General features: G+C 45.8%; 18 protein-coding genes. 14 read left to right on the top strand and 4 right to left on the bottom strand.

Features of this window, described 5'->3' with window-relative positions; all coding sequences use genetic code 11:
* Positions 1-34: 34 nt before the first annotated feature.
* Both IJ23_RS22995 and ygfZ read right to left on the bottom strand, forming a co-directional pair.
* A complete protein-coding gene (locus IJ23_RS22995) occupies positions 35-508 on the bottom strand; it encodes an aminoacyl-tRNA deacylase (RefSeq protein WP_033907461.1) in 474 nt (157 codons plus the stop codon).
* A complete protein-coding gene (gene ygfZ / locus IJ23_RS22990; RefSeq protein ID WP_033907444.1) occupies positions 501-1,469 on the bottom strand; it encodes a tRNA-modifying protein YgfZ in 969 nt (322 codons plus the stop codon). Before ygfZ ends, IJ23_RS22995 begins: the two co-directional genes overlap by 8 nt.
* Positions 1,470-1,658: 189 nt before the next feature.
* Between ygfZ and IJ23_RS22985 the strand changes: the two genes are divergently transcribed.
* Together IJ23_RS22985 and IJ23_RS24500 are read left to right on the top strand one after the other, a co-directional pair.
* Positions 1,659-1,919: an FAD assembly factor SdhE gene (locus tag IJ23_RS22985; RefSeq protein WP_005380951.1), complete on the top strand. Its 261-nt coding sequence runs from the start codon at positions 1,659-1,661 to the stop codon at positions 1,917-1,919.
* Positions 1,888-2,349 carry a protein YgfX gene (locus IJ23_RS24500; RefSeq protein WP_230856650.1) on the top strand — a complete coding sequence of 154 codons (462 nt, stop codon included), beginning with the start codon at positions 1,888-1,890 and terminating at the stop codon, positions 2,347-2,349. Before IJ23_RS22985 ends, IJ23_RS24500 begins: the two co-directional genes overlap by 32 nt.
* A 22-nt stretch (positions 2,350-2,371) precedes the next feature.
* Here IJ23_RS24500 and nadB read toward each other — a convergent pair whose 3' ends face one another.
* On the bottom strand, positions 2,372-3,985 hold the full coding sequence (nadB, locus tag IJ23_RS22980) for an L-aspartate oxidase (RefSeq protein ID WP_033907460.1): 1,614 nt from the start codon (positions 3,983-3,985) through the stop codon (positions 2,372-2,374).
* 554 nt (positions 3,986-4,539) lie between these two features.
* On the opposite strand from nadB, the gene rpoE reads away from it, so the two are divergent.
* The 11 genes from rpoE (at position 4,540) to acpS (ending at position 13,779) form a co-directional block, all read left to right on the top strand.
* A complete protein-coding gene (rpoE, locus tag IJ23_RS22975; RefSeq protein ID WP_005380946.1) occupies positions 4,540-5,118 on the top strand; it encodes an RNA polymerase sigma factor RpoE in 579 nt (192 codons plus the stop codon).
* 26 nt (positions 5,119-5,144) lie between these two features.
* Positions 5,145-5,771 carry a sigma-E factor negative regulatory protein gene (locus tag IJ23_RS22970; protein ID WP_033907443.1) on the top strand — a complete coding sequence of 209 codons (627 nt, stop codon included), beginning with the start codon at positions 5,145-5,147 and terminating at the stop codon, positions 5,769-5,771.
* Positions 5,768-6,727: a sigma-E factor regulatory protein RseB gene (gene rseB, locus IJ23_RS22965; RefSeq protein ID WP_005380941.1), complete on the top strand. Its 960-nt coding sequence runs from the start codon at positions 5,768-5,770 to the stop codon at positions 6,725-6,727. The genes IJ23_RS22970 and rseB overlap by 4 nt, the downstream gene beginning before the upstream one ends.
* A gap of 2 nt (positions 6,728-6,729) precedes the next feature.
* Positions 6,730-7,200, top strand: coding sequence for a SoxR reducing system RseC family protein (locus tag IJ23_RS22960; protein ID WP_033907442.1), 471 nt, complete (start codon positions 6,730-6,732; stop codon positions 7,198-7,200).
* Between the two features lie 158 nt (positions 7,201-7,358).
* Positions 7,359-9,152, top strand: coding sequence for a translation elongation factor 4 (lepA, locus tag IJ23_RS22955; RefSeq protein ID WP_005380934.1), 1,794 nt, complete (start codon positions 7,359-7,361; stop codon positions 9,150-9,152).
* 104 nt (positions 9,153-9,256) lie between these two features.
* Positions 9,257-10,156 (top strand): signal peptidase I, encoded by a 900-nt coding sequence (gene lepB / locus IJ23_RS22950; protein WP_005380933.1) that lies wholly within the window; start codon positions 9,257-9,259, stop codon positions 10,154-10,156.
* A 21-nt stretch (positions 10,157-10,177) separates the two neighbouring features.
* Positions 10,178-10,855: a ribonuclease III gene (rnc, locus tag IJ23_RS22945; protein WP_005380932.1), complete on the top strand. Its 678-nt coding sequence runs from the start codon at positions 10,178-10,180 to the stop codon at positions 10,853-10,855.
* Positions 10,848-11,810 carry a GTPase Era gene (gene era, locus IJ23_RS22940; protein ID WP_005380931.1) on the top strand — a complete coding sequence of 321 codons (963 nt, stop codon included), beginning with the start codon at positions 10,848-10,850 and terminating at the stop codon, positions 11,808-11,810. Before rnc ends, era begins: the two co-directional genes overlap by 8 nt.
* Positions 11,811-11,925: 115 nt before the next feature.
* Positions 11,926-12,657, top strand: a complete 732-nt coding sequence (gene recO, locus IJ23_RS22935; RefSeq protein WP_005384578.1) for a DNA repair protein RecO — start codon at positions 11,926-11,928, stop codon at positions 12,655-12,657.
* A complete protein-coding gene (gene pdxJ, locus IJ23_RS22930) occupies positions 12,654-13,388 on the top strand; it encodes a pyridoxine 5'-phosphate synthase (protein WP_005384579.1) in 735 nt (244 codons plus the stop codon). Before recO ends, pdxJ begins: the two co-directional genes overlap by 4 nt.
* A gap of 10 nt (positions 13,389-13,398) precedes the next feature.
* Positions 13,399-13,779 (top strand): holo-ACP synthase, encoded by a 381-nt coding sequence (gene acpS, locus IJ23_RS22925; protein ID WP_005380927.1) that lies wholly within the window; start codon positions 13,399-13,401, stop codon positions 13,777-13,779.
* A gap of 69 nt (positions 13,780-13,848) precedes the next feature.
* Here acpS and barA read toward each other — a convergent pair whose 3' ends face one another.
* On the bottom strand, positions 13,849-16,647 hold the full coding sequence (gene barA / locus IJ23_RS22920; protein ID WP_033907441.1) for a two-component sensor histidine kinase BarA: 2,799 nt from the start codon (positions 16,645-16,647) through the stop codon (positions 13,849-13,851).
* 192 nt (positions 16,648-16,839) lie between these two features.
* Here barA and rlmD point away from each other — a divergent pair, with 192 nt between their 5' ends.
* Entirely contained in the window at positions 16,840-18,159 is a 1,320-nt protein-coding gene (rlmD, locus tag IJ23_RS22915) for a 23S rRNA (uracil(1939)-C(5))-methyltransferase RlmD (RefSeq protein WP_033907440.1), read from the top strand.
* Positions 18,160-18,251: the final 92 nt, after the last annotated feature.

Raw genomic sequence — 18,251 nt, 5'->3', positions numbered from 1 at the left:
AAACACTACATGTCATTACATTGTTTTTAGACGATTAACGACAGATCTCAGCTACGGTCGGCTGACACAATTGGATAAGATCTTTAATAGAAAGCGCCAGTCCAGCCATGCGATCGCCACTGCTGATCGTGACTTCCTGTTCTTCTAGTAAGCTAGGGTCGAACACGATTGGCATATGACGTTTGAGTAGCAGAGGAGTGACAGTACCAATTTTGTAACCAGTGATGGACTCAACATCGGCTTGATCAACACAAGTCATCCGGCGATATTTCAGTAACGAGCGCACTTTTTTGGGATCAACGCTACGATCACCTGGCGCACAGGCGAGTGCATATTGATTACCCATGTCTCGTAGCAAGATTGCTTTCACCATTTGAGAGGGGCGAATGCCGCGTTGGTGCGCGGCATCCTCAATGGTGGTTGCTGGTCTTTGATGCGGTAACAGACGAAACGGAATGTGTTGGTCTGTGAGAAATTGCATCAAAGGAGTATTGATTGTATTACTCATCATCAAGACTGTAAGGCAGTGATTCGATTGTCCATTCACATTCTGGTTGCGCAACCAAACGAAGACGAGTGTCCTCATCGAGATTATTAGGCAGTACGATCAGGCCAATCGCGTGATTGTCACTGAACTGGTAGTGATTTAATAAAGCACCTACTGAACGCCAGTTTTCACCTACGCTGCGTTCGAGCTCAATTGGTTCGTCACTGAATGGAGCAGAAGTTGCACCTTTTACGATATACATCGCACGTTTATTGGTACCGCGATACTTCGCTCGTGCTACCGTTTCTTGTCCCGTGTAGCAGCCCTTTGTGAAGCTTATGCCTCCTAAAGCTTGCACGTTAAGTGCTTGTGGAATGTGAGCATTCTGCGCGGATGCAGAGACAAATGGTAAACCTGCCTCAATATCGAAACGATTCCAAAGCTCATTTGTCGTAAAGACAGCGTCGGTAGTTTCAACGATTTGCTGTGCTTCTGGCGCACTTAATATCAGTAACCAGCGATCTTGTGCAACTTGCACTGCTGTGCCACCGTCAACTGGGCGAACGCTGCCAGTTGTCTTGCTCATTGTTGAAATGAATTCGTCGGCTTTGACGCCAGCAACACCTAAGATAACGTCATCAGAAGCTTCAATCGTTACTTTAGAGAAAATAGCGTATTTCTTTATTTCATTAAGTTCTACGTCAATCGCCGATTTTGGTTGGATCATGCCGTAGCCATCATGATGATGGAAAAGGCGGAACACGCTCCACACTTTTCCTTTCGCATCACAATGTGCGCCCAGTGTTGATTGGTCTTGTTCTAAAGAAACAACATCGCAGGTAACCTGACCTTGTAAGTATGATTTTTTATCATCACCGATCATGGTGATCATGCCGAAGTTATCCAGCAGTGAGATAGATAACTCTGGAAGTACGTCTTGAGTTGAGAGAGGTAATGCTGAAAAACGAGTTTGCCATTCCATAATTACAATGCCTTTTGAAGATATTTTTCCGCTATGGTATACCCAAATAACCTTGAGATACTAGGGGAGCGATTTACGAATCAACATTTGTCTGCTTTCACTATCGTATTGTGACCCGCACACTAGTGACGTAGCACATCCCTTGTTACACTCCGCACTAACAACAAGACATCTATGAAGGAATAGTGAATGTACACTCCGGAAGAAAAAGCGCGTATTAAATGGGCTTGTCGTCGAGGCATGCTTGAGCTTGACGTAGTAATTATGCCGTTTTTTGAAGAGTGCTTTGATACTCTGAGTGAACAAGAGCAGCGTGACTTTGTTTCTTTACTTGAATGCGATGATCCTGATCTGTTTACTTGGGTAATGGGGCATGGCCGTAGCGAAAATTTAGGTCATGCAGCAATGGTTGATAAAATTGTCGCCCATAACCTCAGCAAAGTTCGTTAATTTTACTGCTTCTCCCTCTCTGACTGCCCGAGTCTTCAATGTTGTACTTTTCTTATTGATGACTTGGGCTGTTATCCTCTCTAGCATTCCGCTCGTATTATCGACTTATTTGTTATTACTGATTGTTAAGGCTCTCTCAAGCCAAGGCCTTGTTCAACCTACAAGTCATGGGCATTGGTATGTGCACTGCGATGGCTCGGTTAGGTTTGATGCCCTTGAGTGTGGCGAATGCTCGGAAGATATTGAGTCCGAAAAGGGTCATTTACAGCGAGTCGATACATCGGCATCACCATTCAAGATAACATTCCAATTGCAATCTGGCCGTGTTGTTACGATTTGGCGTGATAGCTGTGACGATGAGCAGTATCGTCAACTATCTTTGGTATTACGCCAATGGGAAATGAAACAGGGAGCTAATGCTCCCTGCTGATGTAATAGTTTACTTGGTAAAGTTAAAGCTGTTTAGCTGGAACCAAAATCGTTGGGCCGCTGTTTTCCAGTTGGTTCGGATAGTCAAGCGTGTAGTGCAAACCTCGACTCTCTTTACGCTGCATCGCACAACGAACCATCAACTCTGCTACTTGTAAAAGGTTACGCAGTTCTAATAAGTTGTTCGACACTCGGAAATTGCTGTAGTACTCGTGTGTTTCTTGTTGCAACAGTTGGATACGGCGTAAGGCGCGCTCTAAACGCTTGTCAGTTCGCACAATGCCCATGTAGTCCCACATAAACAGACGAAGCTCGTGCCAGTTGTGCTGAATGATCACTTCTTCATCACTATTGGTTACTTTACTTTCATCCCAACATGGCACCTGTGAGGGTAGCTCAACGTTAGTGTGATGTTTTAGAATATCTTTTGCCGCAGACCAAGCATAAACCACGCATTCGAGAAGTGAGTTTGATGCCATGCGGTTAGCACCGTGCAGCCCGGTGTAGCTAACTTCACCAATCGCATACAAATTTATCAGATCGGTGCAGCCATTTCTATCCACCATGACACCGCCACAAGTGTAGTGTGCAGCAGGTACGATTGGGATTGGCTCTTTAGTCATGTCGATGCCCAAATCCATCAAACGTGAATAAATGGTTGGGAAGTGTTTCGTAATAAAGTCAGCAGGCTTATGACTGATGTCGAGATACATACAGTCGGCGCCTAAACGCTTCATTTCGAAGTCGATAGCACGAGCCACGACGTCACGCGGAGCAAGCTCTTTACGTTCATCGAAATCTGGCATAAAGCGAGAGCCATCTGGACGACGCAGGTAAGCACCTTCGCCACGCAACGCTTCAGTCAGCAAGAAGTTACGTGCTTCTGGGTGATATAAACACGTAGGGTGGAACTGGTTAAATTCCATATTCGCCACACGACACCCTGCACGCCAAGCAATCGCAATACCATCACCAGACGACACATCTGGGTTAGAGGTGTATTGATAAACCTTTGAAGCACCACCTGTAGCGAGAACCACAAATTTGGCTCGCACGGTTTCGACATGCTCTTCGTTGCGGTTCCAAATATAAGCACCGATAACTTTGTTTTTATCACCGCCAATTTTGTCTTCGGTGATTAAGTCCAGAGCATTGTGACGTTCGAGAACATGAATGTTTGGATGGTTATGAGCGTTATCTTGCAGGGAGGTTTGCATCGCCATACCTGTCGCATCTGCCGCGTGAAGAATACGACGACGGCTATGACCACCTTCACGAGTTAAGTGGTAGCGAGGTTCATCGTCAGAGTCATCTTCTTCACGATCAAATGGGACACCACCGTCAATCAACCACTGTACACACTCTTTTGAATGCTCAGCAATGAACCTTACGGTCTCCTCATCGCAAATACCATCCCCGGCGATTTGCGTGTCTTCAACGTGTGAATCAATGGTGTCTGACTCATCAAATACGGCAGCGATACCGCCTTGAGCATAGTAGGTTGCCCCTTCGCTGCGTGGTCCTTTACTCAGCACCATCACCTTACAGTGGTTAGCAACGCGCAAAGCCAACGACAAACCTGCCGCGCCACTCCCTACCACTAATACATCACACTCATGTTCACGATTTGTGTTCATATAACTTTTATAATCCCAAGCTAAGGTAACAAAGTTACCTTGTGTATTATTTGCACACCATGTGCATTCCATTATCGCGACATCTGTCGCTAAGGGCTAAGTTGGGAGACCTATCGACGTCCGTGTTACGGCGGTGACTGAGCCACTCTTCTTTTTCATGCAGAGCATGAGCATGCTTCCTAAGTTATAATTTGTAACGCGGTGTTCAGATAGCCATTAGCCATGCAAATGAAAAGTAATAGTTTGTCAATGCCATTGCTTTTCCATGCCCGACCCAGCACAATCTGGGACAGAGATCATTCATTATACCCATTTCCCTCCAAGATGCTCGCTTGTCAAACTTAGACTAAAGTCAGGCAGCGGTGGTCATTTGGGTACAGACATCACATTGTGAAAAAACAATGACAAAAAACTTGAGAAACCATGGAACTTTCTCATTCACGTTAGAGTCACAATAGTGCTCAAGTAAGCAGTGGTGTCAATACTACGTTTTGCATAATTAGTACCCATATCTGAGAAGAGTAGGGGCATAACAAATAGGAGTATCCGCTCGAATGAACGAGCAGCTGACCGATCAAGTATTGATTGAGCGAGTTCAGAATGGCGATAAGCAAGCATTCAACCTGTTGGTAACAAAGTACCAGAATAAGGTATGTAATCTTATTTCCAGATACGTTAGTAATCCTGGCGATGTACCAGATGTAGCACAAGAAGCGTTTATTAAAGCTTACCGAGCTATCCCTAGCTTTCGTGGGGAAAGTGCGTTTTATACGTGGCTGTATCGCATTGCAGTGAATACTGCGAAAAATCACATTGTTGCTCAAGGGCGTAGACCTCCAGCGACAGATGTCGATGCTGAAGATGCTGAATTTTACGAAACAGGTAGTGCACTTAAAGAAATATCGAACCCTGAGAACTTAACGTTGTCCAAAGAATTGCAACGGGTGGTGTTCAGTGCAATCGAAGCTTTACCTGAAGATTTAAAAACCGCAATGACATTACGAGAGCTCGACGGCTTGAGTTATGAAGAAATTGCAGAAGTGATGGATTGCCCGGTAGGAACGGTACGATCGCGTATCTTCCGTGCTCGTGAGGCGGTGGAAAAGAAAATCAGACCTCTTTTGCAACGCTAGTACAAGTAATAACTATGGTGAAAATAATGGCTGACAAAGAAAAACTTTCAGCTCTCATGGATGGAGAATTGGTCGATAAGGCTTTAATTCAAGAGTTAGAGCAAGACCAAGAGAGCCGTGATGCTTGGCAGAACTATCACCTGATTGGTGATGTGATGCGAGGCGAAGCGCCAGCAAAACCTGAGTGGAATATTGCTGAAAGCGTGGCGTTAGCGTTAGAAGATGAACCTGCACACCGTGCGTTTGATTCGCACAGTGCAAATGTTATCTCAATTGCGGATACGCCAAAAGAGTCGCAACCAGAACCGCAAAAAGCAAAACGTCACTTGCCAGGTTGGTTGACGCAGTTTGGTCAAGTTGCTGTTGCTGCATGTGTATCGCTTGTTGTTATTTTAGGTGTACAGCAGTACGGTGGTAGCGATTCAATGTCGCCGCAAACAGATCAATTACCTGTATTGCAGACGGTTCCGTTTGCTGGCAGCGCAGAACCAGTGAGTTTGACTCGTGAGTCTGTAGAACGTTCTGTAGGCGAGGCAAATATGCAAGAGCAGCGCAAGCGTGTTCATGCTATGCTGCGAGACTACGAATTGCAGTTACGAATTAACAGTGATGCATCTCAACAAGATGCAAATCTGAATCCGGATATTGAATGAAAAAATTTCTGATCAGCGCTTGCGCTCTGTTCAGTATGATGTCTTCTCAAGCCTTTGCTGGTGATAAGCCAGCGGAGGCTTTATTGCATCAAATGAGCGAGGCGAGTAAGAATTTAAGTTACGAACTCTCTTATATCCTTATCAAAAAGAACAGCATTGAGCCGTTGCTGTATCGTCATGCCACGCATGGTGACGATCAATATGCTCATCTTGTCTACTTAAGTGGCCCAGTGCGTGAAGTGATTCGTCGCGGAACTGAAGTAAGTTATATCGAAACGGGTTTAGAACCGTTCACCATCGAGTCAGGTAAAATGGTCGCTCCGACTATGCCTATGCTCAACACCAATATCGATGAGCTAAACTTGTATTACGACTATGTAAAAGTGGGTAGAGCTCGTGAAGCTGGTGTGGCAACACAAGTGCTGCGTATTGTTCCTAAAGACGGTCTGCGCTATTCATACGTACTATGGATCGATGAAAAGAGTAAATTGCCGTTACGTGCCGACCTTGTGGACCGCGATGGTGAAATGCTTGAACAATATCGCACTATTTCTTACACGGTAAACCCAAAAATCGCAGAGTTAATGAGTGGCCTGCAAGATGTTCAATTACCTGCTGTTCTCACCATGCCAAAAGGCGATATTGGGACCAGTAATTGGCAGGTTGGTTGGATCCCTGAGGGTTTCGAGCCGAACGAGCTCAACCGCTATCGTATGGCCGTTACTAACCAAATGGTGGAGAGTCAGCTGTATTCTGATGGTCTGTTTAGTTTCTCTGTTTACGTAGCAAACAAAGATGAGCATTCGTTAAAAGGGCAGCTGGTTCGCCAAGGCAGAAGAACGCTACACAGTTTTGTGAGCGGTCAACATGAAATCTCCGTCGTAGGAGACATTCCACCGACCACAGCACAGCGTATCGCCCAATCTGTCACATTTAATGTAACAAAGAGTAAATAACAATGATGACCGCGTTGGCTACCGTGACAGACGTGCATCGTCGCGGCAAGCAATTCGAAATTGATTTAAGTTGCGAACAGCAGACCAGTTGCAGTAGTTGCTCTTCACAGAAAAGCTGTGGAACGGGCGTTGTTACTAAAGCCATTGGTAACAAGAGTTTATCTTGGCATCTGCGCACGGATAAATCGGTGAAAATAGGTCAAGTCGTCGAGATTGGTTTTCCTGAGTCAAGCCTAATAAAATCAGCAATGGCGGTTTATTTACTGCCATTGCTTGGTTTGATTATCGGTGCGATGTTTGGTCACTTCCTATTAGCGCCGCTGACAGCCGGCGGGGAAGGCATCATCATATTGGCATCGGTATTGTTTGCCGCTGGTGGAATGTGGATCGCAAAATGTGTTTCTCGTCCGTTAGAAGATGAATCCAAGCGCCAAGTTACCCTCGTTCGGGTACTTGGAGAGCCAATCCAGTAAGTGCTGTCCCCCTCCACTAAAGGTTATTTGGGTATGTACTTTAAATTACGTGCGCCCGTTAACGAAATTCGGTAGAATCTGCCAACTTGATTGAAATGCCGTCAGTAGATGGCGTTTCTTACTGTCCCTATTTGTAAAGAGTTAGTCACCCTAAATCTATGAAGCACATTCGTAACTTTTCGATTATCGCCCACATCGACCATGGTAAGTCGACCCTATCAGACCGTCTAATCCAAGTTTGTGGCGGGTTAACCGATCGTGAAATGGCCGCACAGGTTCTGGATTCTATGGATCTTGAACGTGAGCGTGGCATCACCATCAAATCTCAGAGTGTGACGCTAAACTACACCGCTAAAGACGGTGAGACGTATCAGCTGAACTTCATCGATACTCCGGGGCACGTTGACTTTGCATATGAAGTATCACGCTCTCTAGCGGCTTGTGAAGGTGCGCTATTGGTTGTGGATGCGGGTCAAGGTGTTGAAGCTCAAACACTGGCTAACTGTTACACCGCGATCGAAATGGATCTAGAGGTTGTGCCAATCTTGAACAAGATTGACCTACCAGCAGCCGATCCTGAGCGTGTAGCGGAAGAAATTGAAGAAATCGTTGGTATCGATGCAATGGAAGCAACCCGCTGTTCTGCGAAGACAGGCATTGGTGTTGATGACGTTCTAGAGAACATTGTGTCAGCGATTCCAGCACCGGAAGGTGATCCAGATGCGCCACTACAAGCGCTGATCATAGACTCATGGTTTGATAACTACCTTGGCGTTGTTTCTCTAGTGCGTATTAAAAACGGCGAACTGAAGAAGAACGATAAGATCAAAGTGATGAGTACGGGCCAAGTTTGGGGTGTAGACCGCCTTGGTATCTTTACGCCAAAACAAGTAGATACCGATACCCTTCGTACTGGTGAAGTAGGTTGGGTTGTTTGTGGTATCAAAGACATTCTTGGTGCCCCTGTTGGTGATACGCTGACTCTAGCGAAGAATGGTTGTGATAAACCGCTACCTGGCTTTAAGAAAGTTAAACCTCAGGTTTACGCAGGTCTGTTCCCTGTATCTTCCGACGATTACGAAAACTTCCGTGACGCACTAGGCAAACTAAGCCTTAACGACGCATCGCTATTCTACGAGCCAGAAAACTCTGCGGCACTTGGCTTTGGTTTCCGTTGTGGTTTCCTTGGCATGTTGCACATGGAAATCATCCAAGAGCGTCTAGAGCGTGAATACGACTTGGATCTTATTACCACAGCACCAACGGTAGTTTACGAAGTTGAGAAGACAGATGGCGATCTGCTGTATGTTGATAGCCCAGCAAAACTACCAGCGATCAATGACATTGAAGAAATTCGTGAACCGATTGCACGTTGTAATATCCTTGTGCCTTCAGAGTACCTAGGTAACGTAATCACTCTGTGTGTTGAAAAGCGAGGCAGTCAAGTTGATATGGTTTACCACGGTAACCAAGTCGCTGTGACTTACGATATTCCAATGGCTGAAGTGGTACTGGATTTCTTCGATCGTCTGAAATCAACATCACGCGGTTACGCATCTTTGGATTACAACTTCCAGCGTTTTGAAGCTTCGAACATGGTACGTGTAGACGTTCTTCTTAACGGTGACACTGTTGATGCATTGGCGATGATCACACACAAAGATCAGTCTCAGACTCGCGGTCGTCAGTTGGTAGAGAAGATGAAAGAATTCATCCCTCGCCAAATGTTTGATATCGCAATCCAAGCGGCAATTGGTAACCACATTATCGCTCGTTCAACGGTAAAACAGTTGCGTAAGAACGTTATTGCGAAATGTTACGGCGGTGACGTAAGTCGTAAGAAGAAACTTCTGAAGAAACAGAAAGAAGGTAAGAAACGCATGAAGCAGATCGGTAACGTTGAGCTGCCTCAAGAAGCGTTCCTAGCCATCCTTCACGTAGGTAAAGACTAAAGTTGAACTTTGTCTCACACTTGTCGGTCTTAAGACGTTAGATATTAAAATAAGTGAAAGGGTTTCGGCTCTTTCACTTTCGTATTTTTAGATAAGGGAATTTAATGGCGAATACATTCTCACTGATGTTGGTTATTGCGACTTTGGTAACTGGCGTGGTTTGGCTATTGGAAAAGCTGGTTTTCGCGAAAAAGCGTCAGGAAAAACTGGCTGAGATTCAAGCTCAGACGTCTAATGGTTTGGATGCAGTGACCTTGCAAAAAGTTGAGCGTCAGCCTTGGTGGGTTGAAAATAGCGTCTCTATTTTCCCTGTGATCGCGTTCGTTTTAGTATTACGTTCTTTTATCTACGAACCATTTCAAATCCCATCAGGCTCAATGATGCCTACCTTGCTGGTTGGCGATTTCATTTTAGTTGAGAAGTACGCGTACGGTCTAAAAGACCCAGTATGGCGTACTCAGCTAGTGGAAACTGGTAAGCCTGAGCGTGGTGATATCGTGGTCTTCAAATACCCACCACAACCAAGTGTGGACTACATTAAGCGTGTAGTTGGTTTACCTGGTGATATCGTGCGTTATTCAAGTGATAAGCAGCTTTGCGTGCAAAGCCAAGGCGAATCGGCATGTAAGCCAGTTAAACTGAGCAATGTTGAAGAAAGTCAGTTTAGCTCGAACGGTATTCCAATGATCCAACTGGATGAGAAATTGGGTAACGTTGAGCACAATATTTTGGTTAACCCTCTTGTGCGTAACCGCGTGGAGCAATATTTCCCACGCAGCGGCACGACAGAGTGGGTTGTACCACAAGGTCAGTATTTTGTGATGGGTGATAACCGTGACAACAGTGCTGACAGCCGTTACTGGGGCTTTGTTCCAGAAGCAAACTTAGTCGGTAAAGCTGTCGCGATCTGGATCAGCTTCGAGTTTGATCGTGGCGCAGATAGTGTTCTACCTTCATGGATTCCAACTGGTGTGCGTTTTAACCGCATCGGTGGCATTCACTAACCATTCAAATATCGAGAGAGTATGAATTCTCCAATTGATAAACTAGAGAGAAAGCTCGGCTACCAGTTTCAAGATGCCGGGCTTATCAATTTGGCGCTGACGCACCGCAGCGCCAACAGTAAGCACAATGAACGTCTTGAGTTTCTGGGCGATTCAATTTTAAGTTTTGTCATCGCTGATGATCTGTACCATCGTTTCCCAAAAGTGAACGAAGGTGACATGAGCCGCATGCGTGCTACTTTGGTTCGCGGACATACATTGGCGGAACTGGGTCGTGAATTCGATCTAGGAGATTATTTAAAATTAGGTCCAGGTGAATTGAAGAGTGGCGGTTTTCGCCGAGACTCTATTTTAGCCGATGCGGTTGAAGCCATTATTGGCGCAATTTACCTAGACAGTGATCTTGAAGTTGTGCGAGGCATTGTACTGAGTTGGTATCAGTCACGCCTTGAAGCCATTAAACCAGGCGTTTCACAGAAAGATCCGAAAACTCGCCTACAAGAGTTCCTACAAGGCAGAAGAAAACCGCTGCCTGTCTACACAGTGACTAATATTAAAGGTGAAGCGCACAACCAAGAGTTCACGGTTGAGTGCGAAGTAGCAGGTGTGGATAAGCCTGTAATCGGTAAAGGCACCAGCCGCCGCAAGGCAGAACAAGCGGCTGCTGAAACAGCACTTGAGCAATTAACAAATGGCTGATAACGAATTCGATATCGATGCGTTTTTCGCATCACAAGGTGAGCCAAGCTCGCCAGAAAACCAACACTGTGGCTTTATTGCTATTGTTGGTCGTCCAAACGTAGGTAAGTCGACACTTTTGAACAAGATTTTGGGTCAGAAGATTTCGATCACCTCTCGTAAGCCGCAAACGACACGCCACCGTATTATGGGTGTGGATACGGACGGCGATTACCAAGCGATTTACGTCGACACGCCTGGACTTCACATTGAAGAAAAGCGTGCGATCAACCGTTTGATGAACCGTGCAGCTAACTCGTCATTGAGTGATGTAAACCTTGTGTTCTTCTTAGTCGATGGTACGCATTGGACTAAAGACGATGAGATGGTGCTGACCAAACTTCAAAAATCGAACTTCCCAGTTGTGCTTTGTGTAAACAAAGTCGACAACGTACAAGATCGTAACGACGTGATGCTACACATGGCGGAGATGTCGAAGAAGATGGACTTCGTGGATGTTGTGCCAATCTCTGCCAAGCAAGGTAAGAACATTGACGTACTGCGTAAGCACGTGCGTAATCACTTACCTAAAGCAACGCATCACTTCCCAGAAGAATACGTGACTGACCGTTCTCAGCGTTTTATGGCGTCTGAGATTGTGCGTGAAAAGCTGATGCGCTTTACTGGTGAAGAGCTGCCATACTCAGTAACGGTTGAAATTGAACGTTTTGATTACAACCCCGAAACCGACGGTTTCCACATCAATGCCTTGATTCTTGTTGAGCGTAATGGTCAGAAGAAAATGGTGATTGGCAAAGGCGGCGAGAAGATTAAAACCATTGGTCGCGAAGCGCGTTTGGATATGGAAGAATTGTTCGGTCGTAAAGTTTACCTAGAAACCTGGGTAAAAGTGAAATCTGGCTGGGCAGACGACGAACGAGCGTTGCGTTCGTTGGGTTATATAGACGATTTATAATCTTGGCTGCGAAGGTGCTTCGCTCCAACATCGATGAAAAATCAGTATCGATTAAAATAAGGAGCCGCTCGGCTCCTTATTTTTTATTTCACACTTTTTAGGCACAATGACTTAGATGAGTAATCTGTCTTCCGAAGGTTTACAGCGCTGTTTTGTATTGCACCGACGCCCTTACAGTGAATCGAGCTTAATCCTTGATGTATTTAGTGAGGAATATGGCCGAATGACTTTAATGGCCAAAGGCGCGCGCAGTAAGCGTTCGAACTTAAAAGGCGCATTGCAACCTTTTACCCCGCTATTACTTAAATGGTCGGGGAAAGGCTCGATGAAAACTTTGCGTCAAGCCGAGCCGATAAGTCTAGGTTTGCCGTTAACGGGCATTAATCTCTACTCAGCCATGTACGTCAATGAACTGATTGGCCGTATTTTGATGGCTGAAGTGCCGATGCCAGCACTATTTCATGATTATTTGCATGCGTTAACCGAGTTGGCGCACAACGAGAACCCTGAGCCTGCACTGCGTCGTTTTGAGTTAGCCTTGCTGTCTGCTATGGGGTATGGCGTGGATTTTTTGCATTGTGCAGGTACCGGCGAGCCCGTCGACCCAGAAATGACCTATCGTTACCGGGAACAGAAAGGGTTTATTGCTTCGGTTAGGCGCGATAACCTCACGTTTTTAGGGAATGAACTGATTGCTATCAGTGAGCGGCGGTTCGTCACTAAAGAGCAGCTAAAAGCGGCAAAACGCTTTACACGTATAGCCTTAAAGCCGTATCTTGGCGGCAAACCTTTAAAAAGTCGTGAATTTTTCATTCAGACCCCCAGAGCACGGAGTAACGGAAAATGAGCTCAATTTATTTAGGCGTCAATATCGACCATATTGCCACTCTACGTAATGCACGTGGTACAAAATACCCAGATCCTGTTCACGCTGCTGAAATTGCTGAGCGTGCAGGCGCGGACGGTATCACTATCCACTTACGTGAAGACCGTCGCCATATTTTGGATCGTGATGTACGTATTCTGCGTGAAACCATTCAAACGCGTATGAATCTAGAGATGGCAGTGACGGACGAAATGGTTGAGATTGCGCTGCAAACTAAACCAGAGTTTGTGTGTTTAGTGCCTGAAAAGCGTGAAGAACTGACGACGGAAGGTGGCTTAGATGTAGTAGGGCAGCTTGAAAAAATTAAAGCTGCGACGAAAAAGCTGACAGATGCAGGCATCAAAGTTTCGCTCTTTATTGATGCTGACCGTCAACAGATTGAAGCTGCGAAAAAGTGTGGCGCTCCGTTTATTGAGCTACATACTGGCCATTATGCAGATGCGACGACAGAAGACGAGCAACAAGCTGAACTGAAGAAGATTGCCGCTGGTGCTAGTTATGCACATGATCTAGGTATTATTGTTAATGCCGGGCATGGCCTGACTTATCACAATGTCGCACCAATTGCTGCATTACCAGAAATTTACGAACTCAACATTGGTCACTCAATCATTGGTCGCGCGGTATTTGATGGTTTAAATAAAGCGGTTGCTGACATGAAAGCATTGATGATTGAGGCTCGCCAGTCATAGGGCTATCTAGATGGCGATTATAGGGTTAGGGACCGACATTGCAGAAATTGAGCGTATTGAAAAAGCGTTAGCTCGTAGTGGTGAACCTTTTGCTCAGCGGATTCTTTCAGAAGAAGAAATGGCCAAATTCTCACAGCTTAAGCTGCAAGGTCGTTATCTTGCTAAGCGCTTTGCTGTTAAAGAAGCTGCCTCAAAAGCATTGGGGACAGGGATCGCAAAAGGGGTCACGTTTCACGACTTTTCCATCTCGAACGATGAGCTTGGAAAACCAGTACTCGCATTGACGGGCACAGCCAAGCAAATAGCGGATGCGATGGGTGTTAACCACATTCACCTGTCCATTTCCGATGAGCGTCATTACGCTGTGGCGACGGTCATTTTTGAATCCTAGCTTGTAAGTCTTAAACAAAATACTAAAAAGCCAGAGCATTTGCTCTGGCTTTTGTTTCTCTTCAATAGATCACTGTTCAAGGTATAACTTTGCGGTTGTTGTTACTTTAATCATTTCATCTTGCAGCTCGAACATTTCAGGCTCAACCTCCTCAAGACTGATCCCTGAGCGCAGTGCTTGCTCAAGCGTCGCACAGAGTGATTTCAGCCTTGGAACGCCACAATATGAACTACTGCCGTGCAGCTTATGGATGACATGAATTAGGTCATCACGAGAGATATCTTCTTGCTCCAGAGCTTGGTCAACGACTGCTTCTACTTCAGGGATGAACTCAATCAACATGCGTAGCATGTCTTTAGCGAGATCCTCTTTATTCGCGCTCTGTTTCAAGGCTGCTTGCCAATCAATAATCACATCCTGCTGAGGCGAAGAAACGGATTGTGGTGCGCTTCCTTCAGGTTCATCAACGTATGAAGGGGCGACTTTGCCAATGCTCTCTGTACAAGCATTTGGGTTCCAGTGAACCAAAACCTGTTGTAGCACATGCTCTTCAATAGGTTTGGTCAAGTAGTCATCCATTCCTGCCGAGAGCAAGCGGTCTCGTTCCCCTGCCATGGCATGTGCCGTTACCGCAATCACTGGCGTGTCTTTATTTAGCTCCAACTCTTTAATGTGCTTACAAGCGGTCACCCCATCCATTTGTGGCATTTGAATATCCATGAAGATTAAATCGTACTTTTTCTCTGTCGCCAGGTTCACCGCTTGCTGGCCATTGCTACAGGCGGTGACGGTTTCTACTCGTTCGCGGAGCAGTGCAGAGATCAGCTTCAAGTTTGCAGGGTTGTCATCCACTGCTAGTACAGTGAGAGGTAAACGGTCCCCTTCGCTTGGCGTAATTGGAGCGCTTAATACCGGTGGCGATTCTACATGTTCGCTAATCAGGCTTTGTAGCAACTTACGGCGAGACAATGGTTTCGTCAGGCACTGGACGTGATGCTCTGTCATTATTTGGTCCGCAAGCGCCAATTCGGTACTCGGTGTCCCTAGGAGAACACTCGGAGCCATGCGTTTCGCTTGTTCTATCCAAGGTGTAATAACTTCCGCATCGTGAGTCTGGTTGGCCGCTAAATTCAACAGTACATAATCATATTGTTCTTCGTTGTTTGGTAGCGAAGAGCGGTAGGTTACTAAAATACCCTCCTGACTTAGAATCTGTTGGGTTACGGACGCGGCTTGCATGTTTGGTTCAATCAGCAGTAACTGCTTCCCAGTCAGAAGTTCCACTTCAATCAGTTCGCTCATTGGCATCTCGGTTGAGTGCAAGCGCACCGTAAACCAGAAGGTTGAACCTTGGTGTAGACGGCTGGTTAAACTGATTTCGCCGCCCATCTGGCTCACCAGTTTCTGAGTGATAACCAGACCAAGACCAGTACCGCCGTAACGACGTGAAATACTTGCATCTGCTTGGCTAAAGGCTTGGAACAACTGCGCTTGCTGACGCTCAGAGATACCAATACCGGTATCACGCACCATGAATTGCAGTTCGACGGAGTCTCCTGATTGAGAGCGCATTTCTACGCTAACATCAATGTTGCCTCGCTCGGTAAACTTGATTGAGTTACCGACTAAGTTCGTCAAAATTTGCTGGATACGTAGTGGATCCCCAACTAAACCTGGTGGAATTTTAGGGTCCACTTTTAGGGTGATTTCTAACCCTTTCTCATGTGCACTTGTGGCTTGTAGGTTAATTACCTCTTCTAAGCTTTCTCGGAAATCAAAAGGAATGTTTTCGAGTGCCAGCTTACCCGCTTCAAGTTTCGAGAAGTCGAGAATGTCATTGATGATATTCAGCAGGTTGTTCGCCGATTTCTCAATCGTCTGTAGGTAATCCGTTTGGCTGTTAGAAAGCTGCGTTTTAAGCATTTGACGAGTAAAGCCAATCACCCCATTGAGCGGAGTACGCAGCTCGTGCGACATGTTCGCCAAGAACTCTGACTTAACCCTGGCCGCTTCTTGCGCGCGTTTCTTCGCGATATCCAACTCAACGTTCTGAATTTCTAGCTGCTCAAGCGTTTCACGTAAGTCGGACGTGGCTTGGTCTATACTGTGCTGCATCTCCACGTGATATTCTGATAACGATACCGCCATGGCGTTGATGCCATTTTTTAGCTGGTCTAACTCACCGTGCATTTTGCCTTCGATACGCACATCCAGATGACCACGGCGAATGCGGTCAACGACATTCTTCATGTGGGTGATAGGTTGGGTCACATCGTGCATTAGACGTGAAGCAAACACACTTGCTAAGCCAAGACCGAGAACCAGAACTAAAAAAGCAGAGAAGACTTCTTGATACTGTTGCAGCCTCAAGGAGGAGAGATCTAACTCGACGGCGATGTAACCAATCGCTTTTGTGCCTTGGCTTTCGTTCGACAACTCCGCTAAGTAGTGACCTTCTGACAAAATGGGGACACGCAATATCAGTGAGTTTTCGTAGATTTCCGAATTACCCAGTTGCGGGATCGGTTTATCTTTGGGAAACATCAAGGCTTCAAAATTAGGATGAAAGTTAGAGGTCACAAAGAGCTCATGATGTTCATCAAATACCGCGATACTACGAACCAGTTTGGAGTTTTTGCGGTGCGCGTAGCTTATCAAGCGACGTACCGCCTCTCGGCTTTCTGATAGTAGATGCGTTTCACTGGCAATCGCCAGCGGCTCAATAATGCTGTTACCAGTGGTGATAACTTGTTTCTCAAGGTCTTGGTAGCGGTTAAATGAGAAAAAGCCGCTCAGTAATAAACCAATAATGAGAGTGGGAGCGAGAGTTAGTGTAATTACACGTGCTCGTAAGCCATATCTGGTCATGTTATCTAATTACATCGGAGTCTGGATATGGGAAAATAACGCATTATTTCTCAAGCGCACGATAAAGCCTTGAGCAAAGAAGTGACGTCACCGAATAAACGGTAAGCATAATCAAGTCACTCGAATCACACAACGGCTGCAATCAAGAATAGTGAAGCCGAAGAGCAATTACACATAAATCAGGCATAGAGCATGGCACGCATCTTTCAACCGAAAAAGAAAACCCAACTCAATACTCGGCACCAAGCAGTGCAAGTAGAGCGTTTAGATCACCACGGCGCAGGCATTGCTTACCTCAAAAAGAAGCCATTGTTTATTGATGGAGCACTGCCGGGTGAGGAGGTGGTCACTCAATTGGTGGAAGAAAAGAGCAAATACGCTCGCGGTAAGTTGATTAAAATCCTTAAGCCGAGTGAAGCTCGTGTGGAGCCATTTTGCCCACATTATCATGAGTGCGGTGGCTGTGATTTGCAGCATCTAGATTATGACCAACAATTGACGTACAAACAGCAAACGTTGCGTCAGCTAATGCGAAAATTTTCAGGCAGTGACATTGAACTAGATGCCCCGTTATTGGGATATTCGCAGGCCTACCGTCGCCGTGCGAGAGTGAGCTTGTTTGTTGATAAAAAAACACGTCAGCTACATTTTGGTTTCCGTAAAAAGCAGAGTAAGCAAATTGCGCAAGTGACCGATTGCCCAGTGCTGGCACCGGAACTGAATGTTTTGCTGCCAGAGATTTACTCAGCCCTAAAAGCGTTCAAAAAGCCGGAACAATTAGGTCATGTAGAGCTGGTACTTGGTGATAATGGGCCGTGTATTACGCTGCGCCACTTGAGCGCTCTGACAACGAGTGAAACTCAATCTCTAACGGAGTTGGCAAAACGTCATGGCGCATCGTTGTACTTAATGCCATCGACAGAACAATTAGACCTTATCGAAGGCGATATGCCTTTTTATCAAGAAGTTGGAGTGAAAATCCCTTTTGCACCAAATAACTTTATTCAAGTAAACCAAGGTGTAAACCAACAAATGGTCAAACAAGCGGTTGAGTGGTTAGACCCACAAAAGAGTGACCGAGTGTTAGATTTGTTCTGTGGTTTAGGCAACTTTAGTTTACCAGTTGCGAAATTAGCTAAGTACGTGGTTGGAGTAGAGGGTGTTGCAGAGATGGTAGAAAAAGCCACAAACAATGCATCTTTGAACCAAATCAATAACGCGCAATTTTATCACGCTAACCTTGAGCAAGATTTTGAAGGCCAATCCTGGGCCGCAGAGCGGTTTGATAAAGTATTATTAGACCCGGCACGCGCGGGAGCGAGTGGGATCATCGATCAAGTTTCTGAGCTTGGCGCACAGCGTGTAGTTTATGTTTCTTGTAATCCTGCTACCCTTGCTAGGGATAGTCAAAGCTTGATAGAGCAAGGCTATAAATTAACGAAATTAGGTATGCTGGACATGTTCCCTCATACCAGTCATCTAGAATCGATGGCATTGTTTGAAAAGTCCTAACTTTAGGACTTTGACCCCTTATTTGTGGTGGGTGGTCATAAAGCCAGCGTGTACGCGCGGTAAAAAGAACTAACCTGGACGGTGTTAGTCAA

It is taken from the genome of Vibrio sp. OY15 (genome assembly GCF_000742455.1).
Taxonomy (GTDB): domain Bacteria; phylum Pseudomonadota; class Gammaproteobacteria; order Enterobacterales; family Vibrionaceae; genus Vibrio; species Vibrio alginolyticus.
The sequence above is the reverse complement of the archived record's forward strand: the minus strand, read 5'-3'. Positions and strand labels throughout refer to the sequence as shown.

Coding starts and splice junctions, on each gene's coding strand:
- lepB (WP_005380933.1), top strand. CDS start 9,257: ATGGCGAATACATTCTCACTGATGTTGGTTATTGCGACTTTGGTAACT.
- rlmD (WP_033907440.1), top strand. CDS start 16,840: ATGGCACGCATCTTTCAACCGAAAAAGAAAACCCAACTCAATACTCGG.
- IJ23_RS22985 (WP_005380951.1), top strand. CDS start 1,659: ATGTACACTCCGGAAGAAAAAGCGCGTATTAAATGGGCTTGTCGTCGA.
- IJ23_RS22960 (WP_033907442.1), top strand. CDS start 6,730: ATGATGACCGCGTTGGCTACCGTGACAGACGTGCATCGTCGCGGCAAG.
- nadB (WP_033907460.1), bottom strand. CDS start 3,985: ATGAACACAAATCGTGAACATGAGTGTGATGTATTAGTGGTAGGGAGT.
- ygfZ (WP_033907444.1), bottom strand. CDS start 1,469: ATGGAATGGCAAACTCGTTTTTCAGCATTACCTCTCTCAACTCAAGAC.
- rpoE (WP_005380946.1), top strand. CDS start 4,540: ATGAACGAGCAGCTGACCGATCAAGTATTGATTGAGCGAGTTCAGAAT.
- barA (WP_033907441.1), bottom strand. CDS start 16,647: ATGACCAGATATGGCTTACGAGCACGTGTAATTACACTAACTCTCGCT.
- lepA (WP_005380934.1), top strand. CDS start 7,359: ATGAAGCACATTCGTAACTTTTCGATTATCGCCCACATCGACCATGGT.
- IJ23_RS22995 (WP_033907461.1), bottom strand. CDS start 508: ATGAGTAATACAATCAATACTCCTTTGATGCAATTTCTCACAGACCAA.
- pdxJ (WP_005384579.1), top strand. CDS start 12,654: ATGAGCTCAATTTATTTAGGCGTCAATATCGACCATATTGCCACTCTA.
- IJ23_RS22970 (WP_033907443.1), top strand. CDS start 5,145: ATGGCTGACAAAGAAAAACTTTCAGCTCTCATGGATGGAGAATTGGTC.
- rnc (WP_005380932.1), top strand. CDS start 10,178: ATGAATTCTCCAATTGATAAACTAGAGAGAAAGCTCGGCTACCAGTTT.
- acpS (WP_005380927.1), top strand. CDS start 13,399: ATGGCGATTATAGGGTTAGGGACCGACATTGCAGAAATTGAGCGTATT.
- recO (WP_005384578.1), top strand. CDS start 11,926: ATGAGTAATCTGTCTTCCGAAGGTTTACAGCGCTGTTTTGTATTGCAC.
- rseB (WP_005380941.1), top strand. CDS start 5,768: ATGAAAAAATTTCTGATCAGCGCTTGCGCTCTGTTCAGTATGATGTCT.
- era (WP_005380931.1), top strand. CDS start 10,848: ATGGCTGATAACGAATTCGATATCGATGCGTTTTTCGCATCACAAGGT.